This is a genomic window from Sphingobacterium paramultivorum, from assembly GCF_014109745.1.
GTDB classification, from domain to species: Bacteria; Bacteroidota; Bacteroidia; order Sphingobacteriales; family Sphingobacteriaceae; genus Sphingobacterium; species Sphingobacterium paramultivorum.
Window position 1 is genome coordinate 2,666,836 of sequence record NZ_CP058555.1, and the last position, 22,844, is coordinate 2,689,679.

The window sequence follows — 22,844 nt, forward strand, 5'->3', positions numbered from 1 at the left end:
TACCCCATAAATCATGAGCTTACTCACCAACCATTTAGATTTAAAACAGTTTATCCAAATAACCTACGGAAACGAAAAATTGGATATCGATGACGATATTTGGGGAAAAGTAGATGCTAGCCACAATTTTCTTCAGAAATTTGCTGAAAACAAAGTAATTTATGGTGTCAATACCGGTTTTGGCCCCATGGCTCAATATCGGATTAAAGACGAAGACCGCACTAAACTTCAATACAACCTAATTCGCAGCCACGCCTCAGGAACAGGACGACTTCTCGATCCGCTTCAGGTAAAAAGCACGATTTTAGCACGCTTAAATACATTAACTCTCGGTTATTCAGGAGTCCATAAATCCACCATTGCTTTGATGAGAGAATTGATCAACCGCGATATTTATCCAGTTATTTTTGCACACGGTGGTGTCGGTGCCAGTGGTGATCTCGTACAGCTCGCACATTTGGCCCTCGTATTAATTGGTGAGGGTGAAGTGATGTATAAAAACGAACGAATTCCAACCAAGCAGGCTTTTGATGCCGAAGGCCTGGCCCCTATTCAGATTGTTCTACGTGAAGGCTTGGCACTGATCAATGGGACTTCGGTCATGACAGGGATAGGGATACTAAACTGGAACCATGCGCAAAAGGCCTTATCTTGGTCCATCAAAGCAGCCTGTGCAATCAATGAAATCGTTCAAGCTTATGACGATCATTTTTCGGAAGCGTTAAATCAAAGCAAAAAGCATCCTGGACAACAAGCTATTGCCAAAAAGATGCGCAGTCACCTTGCAAGCAGTAAGTTGATTCGAAAACGCGAGGAGCACCTATATACCGGTGAAAATCAAGAGGATATTTTCAAAGACAAAGTACAGGAATATTATTCCGTCCGTTGTGTTCCGCAAATATTGGGTCCGGTTTCGGATACCATTAACAATGTGGGCACCGTGCTTGAGCATGAACTAAATTCAGCCAACGACAATCCCATCATTGATCTAAACGATCAACATGTGTATCATGGCGGCAATTTTCATGGCGACTATATTTCACTGGAAATGGATAAACTTAAATTGGTTATGACCAAGATGACAATGCTTGCGGAAAGACAATTGAATTATCTACTCAACAGCAAGATCAATGAGATTTTCCCGCCTTTCGTAAATTTAGGCACATTAGGGCTAAATTTTGGCATGCAGGGTGTCCAATTTACGGCAACTTCCACAACAGCGGAATCCCAAGCGCTAAGCACTTCGCTCTACATCCATAGCATTCCCAACAATAATGACAACCAAGATATTGTGAGCATGGGTACAAATGCAGCAATATCATGCAGTCAGGTCATCGAAAATTCCTTTGAAGTGCTGGCGATAGAATTTATTACTTTAGCACAGGCAATTGACCATTTAAGTTGTCAGGAAAAGTTAGCCAAAGAAACACTATCTTGGTATACGGACCTGCGTAATTTGTTTCCGGCCTTTGCCGAGGATCAAGTGATGTATCCGATTATTAAAAAAGTAAAAGAATACTTAATCAATAAAAATCATGATTAAAAGGCTCGCATTCGGCGGATTATTTATACTATCATGCAGCTTCGCATCTGCGCAACAATTGGCGCGGGTACAAGAAAAGGGACTTGTCGGATTTATCAATAAAGATGGATCGTTTCAGATTACACCTCAATTCAAAAATGCTCAAGATCAATCCGAAGGAAAGATTGCTGTTTATGATGGCAGCAGATGGGGATTTGTAGATAAAGATGCGAATTATATTATTCAACCTCAATACGTCAATGCCAAATCCTTCAGTCAAGGAATGGCGATGGTGAAATCTGCAAGCGGTTGGCTTTACATCGATTCTCTCGGGCAGGAATTGAAGTCGATCTCTAGCAAGCGGGTTTATGAATTCAATGATGGTGTTGCTTTTTATCGTGATGCGACCAATTTAGTCGGTCTCATCAACAACAAACAAGAGGTTGTGCTTCCACCAACTTATGATGTCATCCGCCCATTTAAGGATGGCTACGCTAAAGTCGCCAAAAATAAAAAATGGGGTGTCATTGACAACCAGGGAAAAGAGGTCGTCGCTCCAAATTATGATGATATCGGCGATTTTAATGTTGGATTGGTATGGGCAAAAAAACAGAACAACTGGTTTCTCGTATCTGGTCAAAAAGAAATTGCCCTCCCCGGTATTTCGAAAATCGAACATATCGAAAACTCGGACTTCATCCTTGTTCAGCAAGGAAATAAAGTCGGTTTTATGGCATCGGATGGCAAATGGGTGATACCCGCAACTTATGATGATGCGCGAAATTTTCAGGAAGGCCTAGCCCCCGTGAAATTAAACGGGAAATGGGGATATATTGATACTACAGGTAAAATGGTCATCCCTACTGCCTATCAGGATGCCCTTTCCTTTTCTCCCGAAGGTCTCGCTGCTGTAAAAGAAGGCAAATGGGGCTTTATCGATAGAGATGCCAAAGTTGTCATCCCCTTTCAGTATGAGATTACTGCGGCGCTTACGTTTAAGAAACAGGAGAAGGGATTTATCGATGGTTTAGCGCGAGTTAAACTCAATGGCAAATGGGGATTTATTGATACCAAAGGAAACCTTTTAGGAAACAAATGGTTTGATAATGCAGAATTATTTCAAAATTAATATACATATTGTAGGATGAAATGCGCTTTAGTTACAGGAGGATCAAGGGGAATTGGCAGGGCAATTTGTCTTAAACTGGCTCAAGAATTGGGCTATCATGTGTTGATCAACTTTCAGCATAATGAAACTGCAGCATTAGAAACACTTGCTGCTATAGAAGCAAACAGCGGTAGTGCTTCGCTCCTAAAATTCGACGTCGCAGATAAATCCGCAGTCGACAAGGCCTTATCTACCTGGGAATCGAGCCATCCCGAAGCTCAGCTTGAGGTTATCGTCAACAATGCCGGTATAGCCAAAGATGGCTTGTTTATGTGGATGCCAGCAGAAGATTGGTCCTCGGTAATCAACACAACTGTCAATGGATTCTATCATGTTACCCAATTTTTTATACAGAAACTGTTACGCCAGCGTTATGGCCGTATCATCAATATGATTTCAGTATCCGGTGTAAAAGGTACACCTGGTCAAACCAACTATTCGGCGGCCAAAGCGGCTTTGCTAGGTGCAACTAAAGCGCTGGCTCAGGAGGTTGCCAAACGGAATATCACGGTCAATGCTGTGGCACCTGGATTTATTCATAGTGACATGACTGCCGATATGGACGAAAAGGAACTAAAAAAACTGATTCCGGCCAATAGATTTGGAGAACCTGAGGAAGTCGCAGATCTCGTCACCTTTTTGGCTTCTTCAAAAGCAAGCTATATTACGGGGGAAGTAATCAATATAAATGGAGGAATTTATTCGTAAATCTATGGAGCAAAGAGTAGTGATCACGGGGATGGGAATATATTCCTGCTTGGGAACATCATTGGATGAAGTAAAAGATTCTCTGCAACAAGGGAAATCAGGGATTATCTTCGATGAAGAACGAAAAACTTTTGGATTTCGTTCCGCATTAACCGGTGCAGTTCCACAACCAAATTTAAAACATGAATTGAACCGCCGCCAGCGAATATCCATTGGCGAAGAAACGGAGTATGCATATTTGGCTACTATGGAGGCCTTAAAAAATGCAGCCATTGACGATACTTTTCTCGATGAACATGAAATTGGAATTCTCTATGGAAATGATTCGGTGTCCAAAGCCATTATTGAAGCTGTTGATATTGTACGCGAGAAAAAGGATACCAGCCTGATAGGTTCCGGAGCGATTTTTAAATCAATGAACTCCACGGTAACCATGAATCTCTCCACGATATTCCGTTTAAAAGGCATTAACATGACGATATCCGCCGCCTGTGCCTCCGGATCTCATTCATTGGGACTTGGATTCAACCTGATTAAAAGTGGCATGCAAGATATGATTATCTGTGGTGGCGCGCAAGAAATCAATAAATATGCCATGGCAAGTTTTGACGGTTTAGGTGTTTTTGGAAATGATACCCTGCCAGCTACAACAGTATCACGTCCCTTTGACAAAGATCGGTCCGGATTGGTACCTTCTGGCGGCGCCGCTACAATAATTATAGAAAGTTATGAATCCGCAGTACGTAGAGGAGCCCCTATCCTAGCGGAAATCGTAGGTTATGGATTTTCATCCAACGGGGGGCATATTTCTACACCAAATGTCGAAGGACCGGCCTTGGCCATGGAACGAGCGATTAAACAAGCTGGCGTTAAACCCTCCGATATTGCCTACATCAACGCACATGCCACATCCACCCCTGTAGGCGATACCAATGAAGCACAGGCTATTTTGCAGGTATTCGGTGAAAGCCAACCTTTTGTCAGCTCCACAAAATCTATGACAGGCCATGAATGTTGGATGGCAGGCGCCAGTGAGATCATCTATTCCAACATCATGATGTTAAATGGTTTTATGGCACCAAACATTAATTTTGAAAATCCGGACGAACATTCAGCCAAATTAAATATCGTTAAACAAACCGTATTTAAAGAATTTGACCTATATTTGTCCAATTCTTTTGGCTTTGGGGGAACTAACTCTGCATTAGTCATTAAAAAAATAAACGATTAACTTATAAAAATGATTTCTGAAAAGATTAACGAAATACTTGTTGATGAGTTTGAGGTGGATGTTGATTTAATCCAACCGAATCTAAATTTAAAAGATACATTAAATTTAGACAGTTTGGATTATGTCGATCTTGTCGTTATCATTGAGTCCAATTTTGGTGTCAAATTGGTCGAGGCCGATTTCACAAACATCCAAACCTTCCAAGACTTTTATGACCTCATCAAACGCAAGACAACTCATAACTAAGTCAATGTTTGCCAATGAGTCAGTGGAAAGGACAATCGAAGGGTAGTGTCTTAGGATATCGAATTTTTGTATTCTGTATTCAAAAGCTAGGAATCCGTACAGCTTATTTGCTGCTGGTATTTGTAGCTTTTTATTATTACCTGACTTCTTGGAGTAGCAACCGGTCTATCTATTTTTACCTAAGATATCGACTAAAATATTCACTTTCTTCAACGCTCATTGGATTTTACCGGAGTTACTTTACTTTCGGTCAAATCCTGATCGATAAAACAGCCATAGCTGCGGGGATGCGCAACAGATTCAGCTATGAATTTGACGGTATTGCGATTTTAAAATCCGCCTTGGAGAAAAAAAACGGTGGTATCCTGTTATCAGCACATATTGGTAACTTTGAAATCGCCTCTTATTTCCTGGAAGACATCAATATCGAGAATCAGATTAATCTGGTTATTTCGGACCGCGAACACCAAGCCATCAAATCATACTTGGCAAAAGTATCGCGTAAATCGACCGTAAAATTCATCGTTATCCAAGAAGACCTCTCCCACGTATTTGCCATCAATGAAGCACTTACAAACAATGAACTAATTGTCTTTACAGGTGATCGTTATCTAGAAGGCACAAAAACTCTTTCGGCAGATTTACTGGGCAAAAACACACAATTCCCAGCTGGTCCATTTTTAATCGCTTCCAGGCTCAGGGTTCCTGTTATTTTTGTCTATGTTATGAAAGAACCTAAGCTCCACTATCATCTCTATGCACGCGAAGTGGAAGTGAAACACCGTGACGCTCAAGGCTTGCTACAAACCTATTGTCAGTCGCTAACCTATATGATCAGAAAATATCCAATGCAGTGGTTTAACTTCTACGATTTCTGGAAGGACTATTCCCAATAAACATCCACAGTTCTGTTTACATTATTTATCTGAAGAAACAAAAAAACAACACAGCAGAGGCGCTGTACTAAAACCGATCAAAAGCAATTTTGCGCTACTTGAAACCTATGATTTCATTTTTTAATTAGTACCTTTGGAGGAACTTTTTTAGACAAATGACAGCTGCCCCATTTCCAATAGTCGATAACATATTTTTACAGGATTTATTACCTCATCGTGCTCCGATGGTTATGATTGACTGCCTGTACGATTTCACCGAAAAGACAGTGGCAGCAGGTTTAACTGTTCAAGAAGATAATATTTTTGTGGAAGATGGTGTATTATTGGAAGCGGGTATTATTGAGCACATGGCGCAATCCATTGCTTTACATACTGGCTATAGCTTTTATATTAAACAACAAACTGCACCTATAGGTTATCTCGGTACAATAAAAAGTATTTCAATAGATTCCTTCCCTCAGGTCGGAGAAAAATTGCTGACCAAAGCAACGATTCTACAAGAGTTTATGGGGGTTACACTCGTTTCCGTAGAAAGCTTTGTAGGAGATCGACAGATCGCTCAAGCTGAGATAAAAAGTGTAATAGCTTCTTCATGATTATGGCAAAAAATAAACGAACTGAACAAGTTAATCAGATTACTTGGACAAGCCCCTTACGTATACGTTTCAATGAAGTCGATTCGTTGGGGATAGTTTGGCATGGCCATTACATCAGTTATTTTGAAGATGGCCGAGAATCTTTCGGCATGGAACACGGAATGACCTATCTAGATATTCATGGCCATGGTTATACAACACCGATCGTGAAGAGTACCTGCGAACATAAACTCCCATTAAAATATGGTGACAATGCACGTATTGAAACATCCCTATTGGATACCAAAGCAGCAAAGATTATTTATCGTTACCGCATCCTAAATGACAACAATCAGGTTGTCTGCCTAGGTGAAACGATCCAGGTATTTTTAGATTCTTCAGGAAACTTACAATTGTATACGCCGGACTTTTTTCAGCAATGGAAAAATCGGCTTGATTTTGTCAGCAAATGAAAAAGGTGTATTTAGGCCCATACAATTGTGTATCACCCATAGGTAATAATCTGACAGACACCTGGAATGCCCTTGTTAGCGGCAAATCAGGAATCAAGTTGACCGACTTCGCTGAATTACATGGAGACATTTACGCCGCTATTGTTGAAGAAGAACAATTGGATCAGCATTTAAACAAGTTGCTGCGGAACACACAGCTCCCCTTCGATGCGGCATTCTCAAAACTAGAAAAGCTCATGATAGCCGCATTAGTACCTCTTGTCAAAGCAGTTGTTATTACACAAGAGACTGAATTAATCGTATCAACAACCAAGGGCAATATCGCGCAATGCGCAGGCGGAGCAAACGATATTGTTGCAGCAAGCCTACCGGTACTCGCTCAAAAAATAGCCGATTTTTTTGATTTCAAACGGCCTCCGATAATCATTAGCAATGCCTGTGTATCGGGTCTACAGGCCATCTCGACCGCTAAACGACTTATACAGATGGATTATTGTAAAGATGCCATTATCGTTGCTGGAGACCTGGTCAGTGAATTTGTCGTTTCAGGATTTAAGTCTTTTCAGGCCCTAAGTAACACAGTATGTAAACCCTATGACGAGTTTAGACAGGGCCTAAATCTCGGCGAAGCAGCGGCAGCAATTCATGTCACCGGCCAACAATTAACAGATCAAGAATTTTTTATCGCCGGCGAAGCCTCAATCAACGACGCAAATCACATTTCAGGACCATCGCGTACAGGCGAAGGACTGAGACTTAGCATCGCATCTGCATTGGCCGAAGCCAAATTAGAGCCAAAATCTGTTGATTTTATTTGTGCACATGGAACAGCTACAATTTACAACGATGAAATGGAAGCTATGGCCATACATCATTCCGGATTAGCCACTAAACCGATCAATAGCTTAAAAGGGTACTTCGGTCATACCTTGGGAACCGCTGGGCTCATCGAGAGTATTATTTCCTTGGAATGCTTACGAAATAATTTACTACTCCCCAGTTTAGGCTATCAAAAACAAGGCACTTCATTACCTCTAGCGGTTGTCACTGAACTATTGGAACAACCCCAACCTCTTATTCGCTGCTTAAAAACAGCATCGGGATTTGCTGGCACAAATACAGCCGTATTATTTGAAAGGGATTTACGATAAGCATGGAACAACACTATCAAATCAGCAGGCATTGCCGCATCGATACACAAGGCGTATATGTTAATGGTGAACAGATTTCAGCAGCAATATCCTCAGATTTTGCTACTTTTTCAAAAGCATTTTACTATTCACTAGAAACGACTTACCCGAAGTTTTTCAAGATGGATAACCTCAGCAAATTAGCTTGGCTAGGAGCTGAATTACTATTGAAAGAGGAAAAAACAAAGAATATCGGCATTGTCTTGTCGAATAGGCACAGTAGCCTTGATACCGACTTAAAGCACCTAAATACCATCGCAGACAAGGAGCAGTACTATCCCAGTCCTGCTATATTTGTATATACCCTGCCCAATGTCTGTATGGGTGAAATTGCGATTAGGCATAACCTGCAAACGGAAAATATCTTTTTTGTTTCAGCGCAATTCGACAGTCAACTTGCAGTAAATTACTGCAATTACCTCTTAAATTCCAGCAGAGTGGAAAAGGTACTATGCGGTTGGGTCGATTATATGGAAGGAAACTATAAATTGGTTTTGTATCTTGTGGAAAAAACAGGCATTGTAGCACATAATTTAAATGTCGTAAGACAACTAACACAATAAAGAATGGAAGAGTTGAAATCGGAATTAAAAACGAAAATCATTGAAGCCTTAAACTTAGAAGAAGTCACTGTAGATGAAATTGAAGATCAGGCGCCATTATTTGGAGATGGCCTAGGACTAGACTCTATTGATGCATTGGAGCTGACTGTTTTATTGGATAAGGATTATGGTATTAAAGTTACTGATCCAAAAATCGGAAAGACTATTTTTCAATCCATTGAAACATTGGCAACCTATATTTCAGAAAATAGAACGAAATAAAACATGAAAAATGCTATTGCTGTTACTGGAATGGGCATGATTACCGCCATTGGAAATGATGTCGCGCAAAACTATCATTCTTTGCTCCAGAAACAGCATGGTATCAAACCGCTTCAACATATCTCGGGAAAACATCAACATCACACGCTTGTTGGTGAAGTGTCGTTAACGAACGAAGCATTAATTGAAAAATTAGGTACTGAAGTACCCGACTATTGTTCCCGAACCAGCCTACTTGCCGCAATTGCTGCAAAAGAAGCCATGTCTCAGGCTGGTATTACAGCAGCAGCTGATATGCCAATTGTTCTGGGGACTTCCGTTGCAGGAATGGATATTTTTGAACAGCATTTCCCGCATTTACAACAGACCGGCACACTCATACAACGCCGGGATGTTGGGGATTCAAGTGCCATATTGGCCAAAATATTGGGCAGCAATGGTTATGTGACGGCTATTAGTACAGCATGTTCCTCGGCAGCTAATGCCATAGGCTTTGGGGCTCGACTTTTGCGCTCGGGACGCGCAGATCGGGTTTTAGTAGGCGGATCGGATGCGCTATCAAAATTTACAATCAATGGATTTGACAGTTTAATGCTTCTGTCCGACCAACTTAATCGCCCCTTTGACAGCAATAGAAAGGGGTTAAACTTAGGTGAAGGTGCAGGTTTCTTAGTACTTGAATCTACAAGATCCTTAAAAAACACAAAGAAACCCATATTAGGTTACCTGAACGCTTTCAGCAACGCTAATGATGCTTTTCATCAAACCTCAACTTCAGATAACGGTGAAGGTGCTTATCTCGCTATGCAAGAGGCTCTAAAAATGGCAGAGTTGATACCGAGCGAAATTGATTATATCAATGCGCACGGAACGGCGACCGAAAATAATGATCGAACAGAAGCAACAGCGATACAGCGATTATTTAACGATACGATACCGCCCTTTAGTTCAACCAAATCATATACTGGACATACATTGGGAGCTTCAGCCGGTATTGAGGCAATATATGCACTACTCGCCATTCAGCATCAACTGGCCTTTGCTAATTTAAGATTTGAAAATACCATGGAGCAGCCTGCGTTGCCGCCGCTCGCTGAACACCAGCGTATGGAAATCCGGCATGTACTCAGCAATTCCTTTGGATTTGGTGGCAATTGTTCAAGCTTAATTTTTTCGCATGCATAAAGTATATATTAATGCCGCAAGCATATGCGTTAACAACCTTAACCTACCAAATAGTCCAGAAAATTGGATCAAGGTTGATCTACCTAAAATAGACAGTAAGATCCTATCGCCCAACAGTGCAAGGCGAATGTCCAAAGCTGTAAAAATGGGAATTATATGTGCTATGGAAGCACTGCAACAGATTGATCACAGTGAGCTGGACGGTATCCTCGTTGGAAGTGGAAAAGGCTGTCTAATAGACTCCGATAAATTCTTACAGTCCATTGTTGTTCAACAAGAAGAGTTTTTATCACCGACTGCATTTATCCAGTCGACGCACAATACCGTTGCCGGTCAAATTGCCCTTTTGATCAAAAATACAGGTTATAATATGACCTATTCACAGGGCCGTGTATCATTTGAATCGACTGTATTTGATGCCTACCTACAACTTGTGCTGAACGAACGGAAAACTTTATTGGTCGGTGCCGTTGACGAACTTTCAGACATCAGTATCGACATCAGCGAGACCATAGCCAATACAACAGATCAACCGACAACAACAGGAATCCCGCAGACGGAAGGTGCCGGTTTCTTTATTTTCTCCAATCAAAAGAATCAACATACCCTTGGCGAATTGGTTGACATGGTAATTTATCATCCAACAGAAGAGCTACGGCCAGAAACTCAACTAGCTACATTTCTAAAAAAAAACAAGCTATCTACCGAGCAGCTTGACTTGGTCATTTATGGTTCGGCAAAGCCGGAAACCCCATCGGAAATGGAGGCTGAGGCCTTCAACGAGTTAGCTAAAATAAATTATCAATCGCAGGTAGGATACTTTGACACAGATATTGTATTTGCATTCGATTTGGCTTTAAAGCAATTGGATAATCAAACCTTTCGATCGATGGAGAGTCCAACTGAAAATAAGACCGGTGTTTTTCAACATGTACTGATTTGTAATTTTGGAGACCAAAACAGTCTAATGCTGTTATCGAGATGCTAAATTTTAAAAACACAACATACGTGAGTCTTGCCCTTTTTCTGATGACGGTATTCATCTGGAAAAACGATCAACTGTATTCTCCTTGGATTATTGTGCTGATTCTGTATGTTGGAATAGTTTCCTGGGGAGCATTTGATCTCCGCCTAAATTTCTTTATGCAATCGACAACAAGCGTAAGAAAAAATGTGCAGCAAGTTGCGATCACTTTTGATGACGGTCCTACGCCTTTTACCTTGGAAATATTAGACTTACTGGATCAATATCAAGCAAAAGCCAGCTTTTTTTGTATTGGCACACAGGTCGTCAAGTATCCCATGATAGCGAAGCAAATTATTGAAAGGGGCCATGTCATTGCCAATCATAGCATGAATCATCCCAATAAGATGGGGTTTCTACCAAGCGGACAAGTTGTTGCAGAGATAAATGAAGCTAATCATGCCATTGAAACAGCAACAGGAAAAAAAGTATTGCTTTACAGGCCTCCATTTGGCGTCAGCAATCCACATATTGCAAAAGCATTGCACGATTGCAAGTTGAAATCCATTGGTTGGAACATCCGCTCGTTGGATACTTTAAGTCTAACTGAAGATCAGATTTTTGCACGCATTGCAAAAAAACTAAGTCCCGGCAGTATCATTCTCTTACATGATACATCGGAGAAAACAGTACATATCGTTAAAAGTTTATTAATAGCATTAAAGGTTAACAAATTAGAAGCCGTAAATTTGGAAGATTTCTTAAATCAAAAAGTATATGAAAACTAAGCTCATTCTACTCCTTGTTTCTGTATTTCACATTACGCTGACCAAAGCACAAGAAACAGCTATGTCAAGCGCTGAAATAACTAGTTTTAAACAAACCGTTGTAGCGGAAGCACAAAAAATAAAAACCTTAAAAACAGATTTTGTCCAATATAAGCACTTGGATTTTCTTTCTAAAGAGATTACCTCCAGTGGATCCATGTTATTGAAAAACCCAAACAAGCTGCTTTGGAAATACAATACACCGATCCAATATGGTATTCTTTTTAAAGACAATAAAGTATTGGTAAATGATCAAGGTAAAAAAAATAAGGTCGACCTTGGCAACAATAAAAAGTTCGAGAAAATCAATAAAATGATTATTGGCAGCATTAGTGGAGATCTTTTTGCTGCCGACGACTTTACGATCACCTTTCACAAAAATCGAAATCAACGCATAGCGAAGCTTTCACCTAAAACAAAAGAGCTATCGGCTTATATTCAAACGATCGTATTGTATTTTAATGATCAACAATCTACAGTTTCGGAAGTCCAGTTGATAGAACCCTCTAAAGATTATACAAAAATAGTTTTCAAAAACAAGCAGATCAACCAACCAATCAGCGATGCGTTATTCAGTTTTTAGTCTGTTACTTTTAGTTCTTCTGACAGGATGTAAGGTTTACTACCCAAATGGTAAACAAAACTATGGTGCAATCGACACTCTTGTTCAAAACCCCTATTTTGCCAGGTTAAATGAAGAGCGCTTATATCGGGCTACAATTCGCTTTTATGGAAAAGAGATGACAGGAATGTTTGTCGCCAAAAGAATCAGTCAGGACGATCATCGTATTGTACTTACCTCTGATCTGGGAAATACCTTATTTGATATAACGATTTCCAAAGACCAACATCTGGTCAATTATGTCATGCAAGATCTCGACAGAAAGATAATCCTTCACACCTTAGTGAGGGATTTCAGAGCTTTAACACAAACAACTTATAGAGCTGATTATCAAAACTCAATAGCCAATCAATTTTTTTGTATCTATAACGGCAAACGATATTTTCTTAAGATAGATGACCAAGGCACCTTAACCAAAATCGAAATGGCATCCAAGTACAAAACAGCTTTTGAAATTCAATTCAAACCAGATTCTCTGGGGAAACTTGACAGCTTTAATATAAAACATCATGGTATCAAGCTAAAAATGGATTTTGTAAATATTCCATTTTAAGCGACATGATACATAAAACTATATATAAAAAATAAACAAAGCCGTATTTCCGCTATATTAAGTTCTTCAATTACTTTTATTATGCTATGCTATTATATTGCATATAAAAGGTAATTTATCTAAGTTTGAAACATGGTTTTAGCAGACTTTTATACGATACACAATAGTCAGGTACGTGAAGATGGGAAATATTTGATGGAGATAGGTATTCATCCCGATCATCCGATTTTTAACGGGCATTTTCCGGGGCGACCAGTAACACCAGGTGTATGTATGTTACAGATCATAAAAAATATAACCGAAGATTTACTGCAGGCAAAACTCCGAATGCGGTCTGCCAAAAACATTCGTTTTTATGCCATTATAGATCCTTCCGTTCATCCCATCCTGACATTGGAATTGGCGGTTCAAGAAACCGAAACCATACAGATCAAGGCCAATTGTTCTTTCGATGATACCCTTGCACTTAAAATGGAACTCAATTTTTGCCGCACTTATCCTGTTGTATAACCATGATCAATTCGCCAAGCTTCAGCCAATCTGTTATTCCTACAGCTGTATGTGTACTCATACCCACCTACAACAATGCTAAAACGCTAAAAAGAGTGTTAGATGGGGTTTTGGCCAATACCACACAGGTTATTGTAGTCAATGATGGTTCGACGGATGCAACAGCAGAGATTTTAGCAAATTACCCTTCCATTACAGTGCTGCACCTGGAAAAGAATTCAGGTAAGGGCAAAGCTTTACGAATAGGGTTTGATACGGCAAGAAAACAGGGATTTCAGTATGCAATCACCATCGATTCGGATGGGCAACATTTTCCCGATGACATTCCAACTTTTATAGACGCACTCAACCAAAGTGACGGAAATATTTTATTGATTGGTGAGCGCCAAATGGATCAAGCCGGCATACCCAAAAAAAGCAGTTTCGGTAATAAGTTTTCCAATTTTTGGTTTTGGTTTGAAACAGGGATAAAACTTGCTGACACGCAATCAGGATACAGACTTTACCCTCTTGACCGCATACCTAAAAAACTATATACCAACAAATTCGAGCTAGAAATTGAAGTAATTGTACGCTCAGCATGGAAAGACATTGCCGTGAAGAATGTACCGATCAAGATACTTTACGATCCGATAGAGCGAGTTTCGCATTTTAGACCATTTAAGGACTTCACACGAATTAGCACCCTTAACACCTTCTTAGTTTTGATTAGTCTACTCTATATATTTCCAAGAAACGCTTTTCGAAGTTTCAAAAAAAAAAGCTTTAAGGATTTTCTAAAAGAAGATATTCTAGGAACACACGATTCGGATTTTATTAAATCCATTTCGATTGCATTGGGTGTGTTTATTGGGATTGCCCCCTTATGGGGATTTCAGTCTTTTTTATCAATTTTTCTCGCCTCTGTCTTTAGGCTTAATAAAGGTCTTTGTTTTGCCTTTTCAAATGTCAGTATCCCCCCTATGATCCCATTGATTATTTGGGGATCGATACAAACAGGAAAGTTATTTATATCCAGTGCTAAACCTTTGTTGGATTATAGCCACATCGATTTTCAAGCTATATCCGAACATTTTTTACAATATGTACTGGGTAGTCTCGCTTTGGCTTTAGTGGCTGCAGTCCTGTTTGGACTTTCCTCTTTTACACTATTGCGGTTTAATCAACGACGTTAATATGCAGCATTATTTTTATCAGCTTTATCTATTTTTCAAGAAGAAACCTTATATCGCCTGGTTAGTTGCCCTGCTCTTTTTGGTCGCAACAGGATATTTCGCGCTAAAACTAAAATTTGAAGAAGATATTACACGGATTATACCTCAAAATGAACGGACAAATGAGGTTGCCAAAATATTGAACCAACTTAAATTTTCGGATAAAATAAGTGTCATTATTGAACGGGAAAAAGATGCTTCAATTGACGATATGGTTGAAATGGCTAATTCCTTTTCCGATAGCATCGTATCGCTTGCCCCCTACTATCATAGCATACAAGGGCAAATTAGTGATGCGGAAATGGAAAGTACCATGCTGTTTGTTTACCAGTATTTGCCGACATTATTGGACGAGAACGATTACAAAACCATAGCAAGCCACCTGCCAAGTGATAGCATAGCACAAGTAGTTGAAGCCAATTATGCTGCATTAATTTCGCCTACGAGTATCGTTGCAAAATCTTTTATACAACGAGATCCCCTAGGGATTGGCTTTATGGCGCTTAAAAAATTCCAAAAGCTCAGTATTGCCGGCGATTTTCAACTTTACAATGGCTACATTATTACAAAAGATTCAAGCAAGCTGTTATTGTTTATTAATCCCAAATATTCAGGCTCGGAAACAGCGCATAATGCGATTTTCGTCGACAGGCTTGACAAAATGAAAAGTGAGTTAAACGAGGTCTACTTAAAAAAAACAAAACTTAGCTACTTCGGATCATCTTTGGTTGCTGTCGCCAATGCAAAGCAAATCAAAACAGATATCCAAACGACCATCCTTATCTCGATGAGTTTATTGATGCTTATTTTGATTCTCTTTTACAAGAAAGTGCAAATTCCGGTCATCATCTTTATTCCCTCGCTTTTTGGGGCTTTACTAGCACTCGCATTTCTTTACTTTCTGCGGGGCACAATATCTGCTATTTCAATCTCCATTGCTGCAGTATTAATTGGCATTACCATTGACTATGCACTGCATATCATGACGCATTTCAAGCAAACTCAGGATATCAAACACCTCTATAAAGAAATCACTAAGCCAATCTTGATGAGTGCGGGCACTACAGCCGTTTCTTTTCTTTGCCTACTCTTTGTCAATTCGGAGGCCTTAAAAGATTTGGGAATATTTGCGTTCATTGCCATCCTATTCTCGGGAATATTCTCTTTGATTCTTATCCCTCATATCTATAAACCGAATATAAAAACCTCGGATGATAAAAACCATCTCATCGATCGGATTTCCGCATTTAGTTTTGAACGGAATAAACCCTTACAAATATTCAGCTACCTATTGTTAATAGTGAGCTTGTTTACCTTTTGGAAAGTCGGATTCAACAAAGATTTATCTGCACTAAATTTCTTCCCAAAAGAACTGCAAGAAGCCGAATACAAACTTGAAAATTCAGCACAACAGCAAAACAAGTCGCTATTTCTGATAAACTATGGTAACAATATCGACAAGGTTCTTTCAGCTAATTCTGTATTGTATAACAGATTACAACAAGATACAGGTATGATCGCTATCAATTCCATTGGTGAAATTGTCCTATCGAAAAAAGATCAGGAGGCGAAAATTGCCCAGTGGAATTCCTTTTGGACAGATGTCCGTAAAACGGAAATCCGGGAGAATCTTATCCGTTCGAGCGCTGCTTTTGGTTTCAAACCAACTGCTTATCAAGCTTTCTTCTCTCTTTTGGATCAAAAATTTTCGACAGTCACATGGGATGATTATCAGAAACTCAACAATGGAATATTAAGCGAGTATATCAGTTCCAAAGATGGCTTTTTCACCGCAAATACCATTGTAAAAACGGCAGAAGGAAACCGGGAAAAATTGATTAAGCAGTTCAATAATGGCAGCACCGTTGTCATTGATCGCAAAGAAATGAATGAAACCTTTTTGGGACAGCTGGTCAATGACTTCAACACCTTGGTCAATTATAGCTTTGTAGCCATATTTGTTATTCTTTGGTTGTCATTTCGCCGCATCGAGCTGACATTGATAAGCATGGTACCTATTGTGTTAACAGGCTTGGTTACGGGGGGCCTCATGGGCCTGTTTCACCTCGAATTTAATATTTTCAGTACCATTGTCTGCACACTGGTATTCAGTCACGGTGTAGACTTTGCCATATTTATGACCGCAGCCCTACAAAAAGAATACAGTACCGGCAAAGATGAAATGCCTACGTACCGCACGTCTATTCTGCTTGCCGTATTAACGACAATTTTAGCCATCGGTGCCTTAATTTTCGCTAAACACCCGGCATTAAGGTCCATTTCAGCAGTTTCCCTACTCGGTGTTACAGCAGCGGTTTTAAACACTTTTGTTCTTTACCCGCTCGTTTTTAGGTTTGTATTTCGCCGCAGGCCTTCCCAAGGCTTATCTCCGCTTAGTTTGCGTCTGCGCTTGATTTCAGCGTTTTCGTTCAGCTACTATATCATCGGAAGTATGCTTTCAGGCCTTCTCTTTAGTTTGATCTCTAATAGAGCTTGGATGACACGCGTAATGTCTCGTTTTGGAGACTCTGTATTGAAGTCCAACCCTTTTGTCAAGAAACAGCAATTCAACGCGCACGACGAAGACTTCAAAAAACCCGCGATTATTATAGCCAATCACAATTCGCTATTAGATACACTTCTTATTGGGCGTTTATTGCCAAAGTGCGTATTTGTTACGAACGAATGGGTCTACAAATCACCGGTCTTTGGTCGTGTGGTTAGGCGTGCAGGCTTTTTAATGCTCGACGACGATTTAGAAAAATCGAAAAACATCTTAAAGCAACGTATCGATGCAGGGTATTCGATTGCGATTTTTCCAGAAGGAACGCGATCGGCAACAAATGATGTACAACGATTTCACAAAGGCGCATTCTATATTGCCGAACAGCTGCAGTTGGATATACTCCCTATTTATATACACGGTGCTGCCGATGTTTGTCCAAAAGGAGATTTTGTTATTTATGATGGAACACTCAGTACGGTCATAGGCGAAAGAATTCGACCTACCGACCAACAGTTTGGGGACAATTATTCTGCACGCTGTAAAACGATCAGTCGCTTATTCAAACAACAGTTCGCTGATATCAGAAAGCAATTTGAGGGTCCGACTTACTTTAGAGAAAAAATAAGCTTAAACTATCGGTATAAAGAAACGGAAATCGAAAAATTAAGCCTAAATGATTTTGACCTTCATCAAGAGTCTTATACAACCTGGAATAATTTCATTGCAGCAAATGCAAAAATTTTGCATATTGGAAACGATTTTGGTCATATTGATTTTTTGTTGACCATGCAACAGGCGCAGCGACAGGTAGAGACTTATATCCGTGATCCCGAAAAACGTGCTATTGCGGCCAATACGTATCTAAAGCATAAACGTAAATTGACTTATCTAAATCAGCCGACCGAAACCACATTGCGTTTCGATGTACTGATCTGGGGCAGTAACGATGAAAAGGTTGAAATCAGCGATTCGATACATACTATTGTATGTTATGATTTCCTAGAAAAGCCGCATTACATTGGTTTTGAAGAAGTATTTAAAGATCAATACAGTTGCGTATTAAAAAGAAGAACGAATGGATAAAGTCTACGATAGCGTCATCATTGGTTCAGGGCTAGGAGGCCTTGTTACCGCAGTTCTCCTTGCTAAATTTGGACGCAAAGTATGTGTCATTGAAAAAAACAATCAATATGGTGGCAATCTGCAGACTTTTGTGCGAGACAAAGAAATCTTAGACACAGGGGTACATTACATTGGTGGTTTGGGTGAAGGTGAAAATCTGTATAAATATTTTGAGTATTTGGGGATTATGAAGGATCTATCGATCCAACGCATGGGAATCGATGAATATGATCGAATTTCATTTGATGGAAATCCGATCAATTATCCACATGCACAAGGATATGAAAATTTTGTGCAGCAATTGCTGCATTACTTTCCTGAAGAAAAGCAGGCCTTAACCGTATATTGTGAGAAAATACAGGACATCTGTAATTCATTTCCCATGTATAATCTCCGCAAAAGTTTTGGATTCAATGAGGCTGTACTCGGTATTTCATTGAAGTCTTTTTTAGACGATTTGACCGATAACGAACTCCTTAAGGCTGTACTCGTCGGTTCGAACTTCCTTTATGTTGCCAAAGCAGAAAGTACACCACTCTATGTACATGCGCTTACCATAAACTCCTATATTCAGTCCGCTTGGCGTTGTGTAAACGGCGGTAGCCAAATTGCCAAGTTATTGATCCGCCAATTGCGCAAATATGGTGGTGACATCATCAAAAATAAAGAAGTCATTGCTGTAGAAATGGACGATCAGCTGATCAAAGCAGTACGCACCGATGACCAGGAGCTGATTTATGCAAAGGAATTTGTTTCGAATATCAATCTCCGGCATACCTTTGCCATGCTGCCTGAAAGATTTCAAAAGCAAGCTTATGTCAAGCGTATACAAGGCTTACCGTTGAGCCCTTCGGTTTTTTCCGTTTACATTGTTTGTAAAGAAGGTTATATCCCCTATCAAAATTATAATATTTACCATTATAAAAACATCGCTTCCGTTTGGTATAATCAGGAGCAATCTCCCTTAGTCGTTTCCATGAGCTGTAACAGCGAAAATCAACGCTATTGTAGCACGATGACCGTGATGTGTTATATGACTGCGGACGAAGTGCAACAGTGGAATGAGACTTTCAATCGGTCCATTATCCAGCAGTTAAGTAGCCGTGGTGAAGAGTATGAAGCCTTTAAAGCTGCGAAGGCTGCAGAAATTATCGAAGAACTCCAACAATTGTTTCCGAATATTAAAGCTGCCGCTCGATCTGTTCACACGTCCAGTCCATTAAGCTACCGTGATTTTATCGGGGCCGAGGAAGGTAATATGTATGGCTATTTGAAAGAATACAAGCATCCGTTGAATAGCTTAATTTCCACGAAGACAAAAGTTAAGAACTTGTTTCTGACAGGCCAAAATGTCAAGATGCACGGTGTATTGGGGGTTACAATTACAGCCTTCTCCTGTTGCTTAATGATGCTTGGAAAAGAATTTGAAGATGATCTATTTAAAGAGAATGATGAAAAAGTATTGGTTGGCGATTTGGATAGCATCACTATTTAGCTCTTGTGCGCTAAATGGCGCCCTGAAAGAAAAAGCTAAATTCGAACAGCAGACGATTCCGACATTAAGGTTGACCGACTCTACGGACAATTATCTCAGCATAGGCAGTAACTTCCTATTTCATAACGCACAAGGTTTATGGGAACTCTACGTCAGCGGTAACCCGATTGAACTCGGATTAAAAACGGGTATACTGACACAATCGCTTTATGCCTACCAAGAAAAGGCTTTCTTTTCTAAAATTCAAGAGTTTATCCCCTCTCAGCGCAAGCAGAAATGGATGATGAAATTGACTAAAGTCTATAATCGAAACATCCATAAATATATCCCGATAGCGTATAGAAAAGAGATTTTTGGATTGTCACGGTATGCTTCTCCTCGCTACGACTCCCTTATGGATCCCTATCAGCGGAATCTTTTTCTTCATGGGGCCCATGACTTGGGTCATGCTTTCCAGGACCTCGCTTTGGTTGGCTGTTCTTCCTTAGCAGCATGGGGACCAAAGTCTGCAGATGGCGAGCTCATTATCGGGCGAAATTTTGACTTTTATGCGGGCGACGATTTTAGTCACAACAAATTAATCACTATTGTGAAACCCGATTCTGGTTATTCATTTCTCTCCGTGGGCTGGGCAGGCATGATTGGTGTCGTCTCCGGCATGAACAGTGCTGGCCTGACAGTTACACTCAATGCAGGAAAATCGTCTATTCCTTGGGCCGCAAAAACGCCTATATCTATTGTTGCCCGAGAAATACTCCAATATGCCCGAAATTTTAAGGAAGCCATCGCCATTGCAAAAAAACATCCTATTTTTATTTCAGAATCACTTATGATCGGTTCTGCAGATGAAGACCGTGCCATCTTAATTGAGATGTCGCCACATAAATTTGCTGTTTTTGAATCAGACAATGCAAATTACTTGCTATGCACAAATCATTTTCAGAGCAGTACCTATCAATCCGATAAGCGCAATCAAAAACAGATTGAAGAAAGCCACAGTGTTTATCGACACCAACTGCTGACAGAGCAGTTGCAACAGCAGGATAAGCTTACTGCCCCTAAAGTTGCGGCTATACTAAGAGATCGCAATGGACTAAAAAATAAGGAAATAGGCTATGGCAATGAAAAGGCCTTAAATCAGCTCTTGGCTCATCATGGCGTCATTTTCCAACCCAAAAAACGCCTTGTATGGATCTCAGCCAACCCCTATCAGCTTGGGGAATTTGTCTGTTATGACTTAAATAAAATCTTCGACAACAAGGCACATCAGCCTGCTTCTACATTGGCCAATACAGCATTGAATATTCCTCAAGATACGTTTTTAAATAGTAAAGCCTACCGCGATTATGAGGAATACCGTAAACGAGATCGAATAATAGACCACAAACTGAAGTCTGACCAAGAAATTACTGAATCGGAATGGCAGGAATATCAAAAGCTCAATCCCCTGTTTTGGGCAGTCTATTACAAGAGAGGAACGTATTATTTTGAGCAAAAGCGCTATGACGAAGCACTAAAGCAATTGCAACAGGCCGACTCCTGCGAAGTGACCACTTTGGTTGACCGCAAAAAAATTGCTTCATATATTCATAAAATTGAAAAGAAAGGAGATAATCGATGATCCCAACGATAGAACAAGCCAGTCTTGAAGAAATAACCCATTATCAAGATGAAAAGCTAAGATATGTTTTAAACTATTTGAATACACATTCAACTTACTACAAACGTCTTTTTCAACGTGAAGGAGTTGACTTACAACGTATCCACGGTGTTCAGGATCTCCCCCTTCTGCCGACGACTTCCAAAGAACAGCTGCAGCAGTTTAACTGGGATTTTCTGTGCGTCCCCGAAGAGGAGATTGTCGACTTCTCCACAACTTCCGGTACACTGGGGACACCTGTTGTATTTGGATTAACGGACGCAGACCTGGAGCGTCTCGCTTATAATGAGATGATCTCCTTCCAACGGGTAGGTATTAAAAAAGGTGACCGGGTACAAATTATGACGACCCTGGATCGTCGTTTTATGGCCGGATTAGCCTACTTTCTTGGACTACGTAAAATTGGAGCCGGAATACTCCGTATTGGGGCTGGCATACCACAAATGCAATGGGATTCAATCCAACAGTTTAAACCCAAATTTCTTGTTGTCGTACCCTCCTTCCTGCTCAAAATGATTGCTTATGCCGAAGAACATAACATAGACTACAACAGTAGCTCTGTAAAGGTCGCCATTTGTATCGGTGAAAATCTCAGAACTGCGGAACTGCAGGACAACCAACTGGCAAAACGAATTCAGGAAAAATGGAATATTGCCCTCTACTCCACTTATGCCTCCACCGAAATGAGCTCAGCATTCACAGAATGTGAAGCTTTTGCCGGTGGTCACCAACATCCAGCATTAATCATTACTGAAATATTGGACGATAATGACCATCCTGTACCCGATGGTCAACTGGGAGAATTAGTTGTCACAACCTTAGGAATAGAGGCTATGCCCCTTTTGCGCTATAAAACTGGCGATATGGTCAGACGACATGCTGGCCCTTGCACATGTGGTCGGAACTCCTATAGAATAGGCCCTGTTGAAGGCCGGAAACAGCAGATGATTAAGTACAAGGGTACAACACTGTTTCCCCCGGCTATGTTTGATGTATTGGCCAGCTACACCGCAATTGAACATTATCAGATCGAGATCTCCAGCACTGCGGTCGGTACAGACGACATTCGGATTTTAATATCCTCCAAACAACAAAACAGCGCATTATTAAAAGAAATTAAAGATAGTTTTCAGGCGAAACTGCGCGTAATTCCCAATGTGGAGTTCGAACGCGAAGAAATTTTGATCAGCCGGATTTATAATCCGCTCAGCAGAAAACCCATTTATCTGGTGGATAAAAGGGAATAGTAAGTAGCCCACAGTACTACCATCCGAATGCTAAGCATTCATATACAAATCATTAGCCCCAGTGTAAAAAAACAGAGAATTGACGAGTGTGAAACATAAAAATGCT

The 22,844-nt window shown here is 40.3% G+C and carries 22 protein-coding genes; all 22 read left to right on the forward strand.

Annotation, left to right across the window (positions count from 1 at the left end; genetic code table 11):
• The first annotated feature begins 13 nt into the window (after positions 1-13).
• The 22 genes from HS960_RS11545 (at position 14) to HS960_RS11650 (ending at position 22,738) form a co-directional block, all read left to right on the forward strand.
• Entirely contained in the window at positions 14-1,543 is a 1,530-nt protein-coding gene (locus HS960_RS11545; protein ID WP_182332729.1) for an HAL/PAL/TAL family ammonia-lyase, read from the forward strand.
• A complete protein-coding gene (locus HS960_RS11550) occupies positions 1,536-2,651 on the forward strand; it encodes a WG repeat-containing protein (RefSeq protein WP_153847443.1) in 1,116 nt (371 codons plus the stop codon). The genes HS960_RS11545 and HS960_RS11550 overlap by 8 nt, the downstream gene beginning before the upstream one ends.
• Before the next feature lie 15 nt (positions 2,652-2,666).
• Positions 2,667-3,398 carry a 3-oxoacyl-ACP reductase FabG gene (gene fabG, locus HS960_RS11555; protein WP_153847442.1) on the forward strand — a complete coding sequence of 244 codons (732 nt, stop codon included), beginning with the start codon at positions 2,667-2,669 and terminating at the stop codon, positions 3,396-3,398.
• 4 nt (positions 3,399-3,402) lie between these two features.
• Complete coding sequence (locus HS960_RS11560; protein ID WP_159728719.1) at positions 3,403-4,629, forward strand: beta-ketoacyl-[acyl-carrier-protein] synthase family protein; 1,227 nt, start codon at positions 3,403-3,405, stop codon at positions 4,627-4,629.
• Positions 4,630-4,638: 9 nt separating this feature from the next.
• Positions 4,639-4,875, forward strand: a complete 237-nt coding sequence (locus HS960_RS11565; protein ID WP_153847440.1) for an acyl carrier protein — start codon at positions 4,639-4,641, stop codon at positions 4,873-4,875.
• Between the two features lie 14 nt (positions 4,876-4,889).
• A complete protein-coding gene (locus HS960_RS11570) occupies positions 4,890-5,771 on the forward strand; it encodes an LpxL/LpxP family acyltransferase (RefSeq protein WP_159728723.1) in 882 nt (293 codons plus the stop codon).
• 155 nt (positions 5,772-5,926) lie between these two features.
• Positions 5,927-6,367: a hypothetical protein gene (locus HS960_RS11575; RefSeq protein WP_153847438.1), complete on the forward strand. Its 441-nt coding sequence runs from the start codon at positions 5,927-5,929 to the stop codon at positions 6,365-6,367.
• Between the two features lie 2 nt (positions 6,368-6,369).
• Positions 6,370-6,819, forward strand: a complete 450-nt coding sequence (locus HS960_RS11580; protein ID WP_182332731.1) for an acyl-CoA thioesterase — start codon at positions 6,370-6,372, stop codon at positions 6,817-6,819.
• Entirely contained in the window at positions 6,816-7,970 is a 1,155-nt protein-coding gene (locus HS960_RS11585) for a beta-ketoacyl synthase N-terminal-like domain-containing protein (RefSeq protein WP_182332733.1), read from the forward strand. Before HS960_RS11580 ends, HS960_RS11585 begins: the two co-directional genes overlap by 4 nt.
• A 2-nt stretch (positions 7,971-7,972) precedes the next feature.
• Positions 7,973-8,572: a beta-ketoacyl-[acyl-carrier-protein] synthase family protein gene (locus tag HS960_RS11590; RefSeq protein ID WP_145328533.1), complete on the forward strand. Its 600-nt coding sequence runs from the start codon at positions 7,973-7,975 to the stop codon at positions 8,570-8,572.
• Positions 8,573-8,575: 3 nt separating this feature from the next.
• Positions 8,576-8,833, forward strand: a complete 258-nt coding sequence (locus HS960_RS11595; protein ID WP_075991965.1) for a phosphopantetheine-binding protein — start codon at positions 8,576-8,578, stop codon at positions 8,831-8,833.
• Between the two features lie 3 nt (positions 8,834-8,836).
• Positions 8,837-10,018, forward strand: a complete 1,182-nt coding sequence (locus HS960_RS11600) for a beta-ketoacyl-[acyl-carrier-protein] synthase family protein (RefSeq protein ID WP_182332735.1) — start codon at positions 8,837-8,839, stop codon at positions 10,016-10,018.
• The gene (locus tag HS960_RS11605) at positions 10,011-11,006 is read left to right on the forward strand and encodes a beta-ketoacyl synthase chain length factor (protein WP_182332737.1); all 996 of its coding nucleotides are present in this window, start codon (positions 10,011-10,013) and stop codon (positions 11,004-11,006) included. Before HS960_RS11600 ends, HS960_RS11605 begins: the two co-directional genes overlap by 8 nt.
• Positions 11,007-11,026: 20 nt before the next feature.
• The gene (locus HS960_RS11610) at positions 11,027-11,770 is read left to right on the forward strand and encodes a polysaccharide deacetylase family protein (protein WP_182332738.1); all 744 of its coding nucleotides are present in this window, start codon (positions 11,027-11,029) and stop codon (positions 11,768-11,770) included.
• On the forward strand, positions 11,760-12,392 hold the full coding sequence (locus tag HS960_RS11615; RefSeq protein ID WP_182332741.1) for a LolA family protein: 633 nt from the start codon (positions 11,760-11,762) through the stop codon (positions 12,390-12,392). The genes HS960_RS11610 and HS960_RS11615 overlap by 11 nt, the downstream gene beginning before the upstream one ends.
• Entirely contained in the window at positions 12,373-12,984 is a 612-nt protein-coding gene (locus tag HS960_RS11620; RefSeq protein WP_182332743.1) for a hypothetical protein, read from the forward strand. Before HS960_RS11615 ends, HS960_RS11620 begins: the two co-directional genes overlap by 20 nt.
• Before the next feature lie 132 nt (positions 12,985-13,116).
• On the forward strand, positions 13,117-13,494 hold the full coding sequence (locus HS960_RS11625) for a hotdog family protein (protein ID WP_182332745.1): 378 nt from the start codon (positions 13,117-13,119) through the stop codon (positions 13,492-13,494).
• Positions 13,495-13,496: 2 nt separating this feature from the next.
• Positions 13,497-14,669 carry a DUF2062 domain-containing protein gene (locus HS960_RS11630; RefSeq protein WP_153847428.1) on the forward strand — a complete coding sequence of 391 codons (1,173 nt, stop codon included), beginning with the start codon at positions 13,497-13,499 and terminating at the stop codon, positions 14,667-14,669.
• Between the two features lies 1 nt (position 14,670).
• The gene (locus HS960_RS11635; RefSeq protein ID WP_182332747.1) at positions 14,671-18,297 is read left to right on the forward strand and encodes a 1-acyl-sn-glycerol-3-phosphate acyltransferase; all 3,627 of its coding nucleotides are present in this window, start codon (positions 14,671-14,673) and stop codon (positions 18,295-18,297) included.
• Entirely contained in the window at positions 18,290-19,831 is a 1,542-nt protein-coding gene (locus HS960_RS11640; RefSeq protein ID WP_159728744.1) for a phytoene desaturase family protein, read from the forward strand. Before HS960_RS11635 ends, HS960_RS11640 begins: the two co-directional genes overlap by 8 nt.
• A complete protein-coding gene (locus tag HS960_RS11645; protein WP_200845596.1) occupies positions 19,785-21,452 on the forward strand; it encodes a C45 family autoproteolytic acyltransferase/hydolase in 1,668 nt (555 codons plus the stop codon). Before HS960_RS11640 ends, HS960_RS11645 begins: the two co-directional genes overlap by 47 nt.
• The gene (locus tag HS960_RS11650; RefSeq protein WP_159728748.1) at positions 21,449-22,738 is read left to right on the forward strand and encodes a phenylacetate--CoA ligase family protein; all 1,290 of its coding nucleotides are present in this window, start codon (positions 21,449-21,451) and stop codon (positions 22,736-22,738) included. Before HS960_RS11645 ends, HS960_RS11650 begins: the two co-directional genes overlap by 4 nt.
• Positions 22,739-22,844 lie beyond the last annotated feature (106 nt).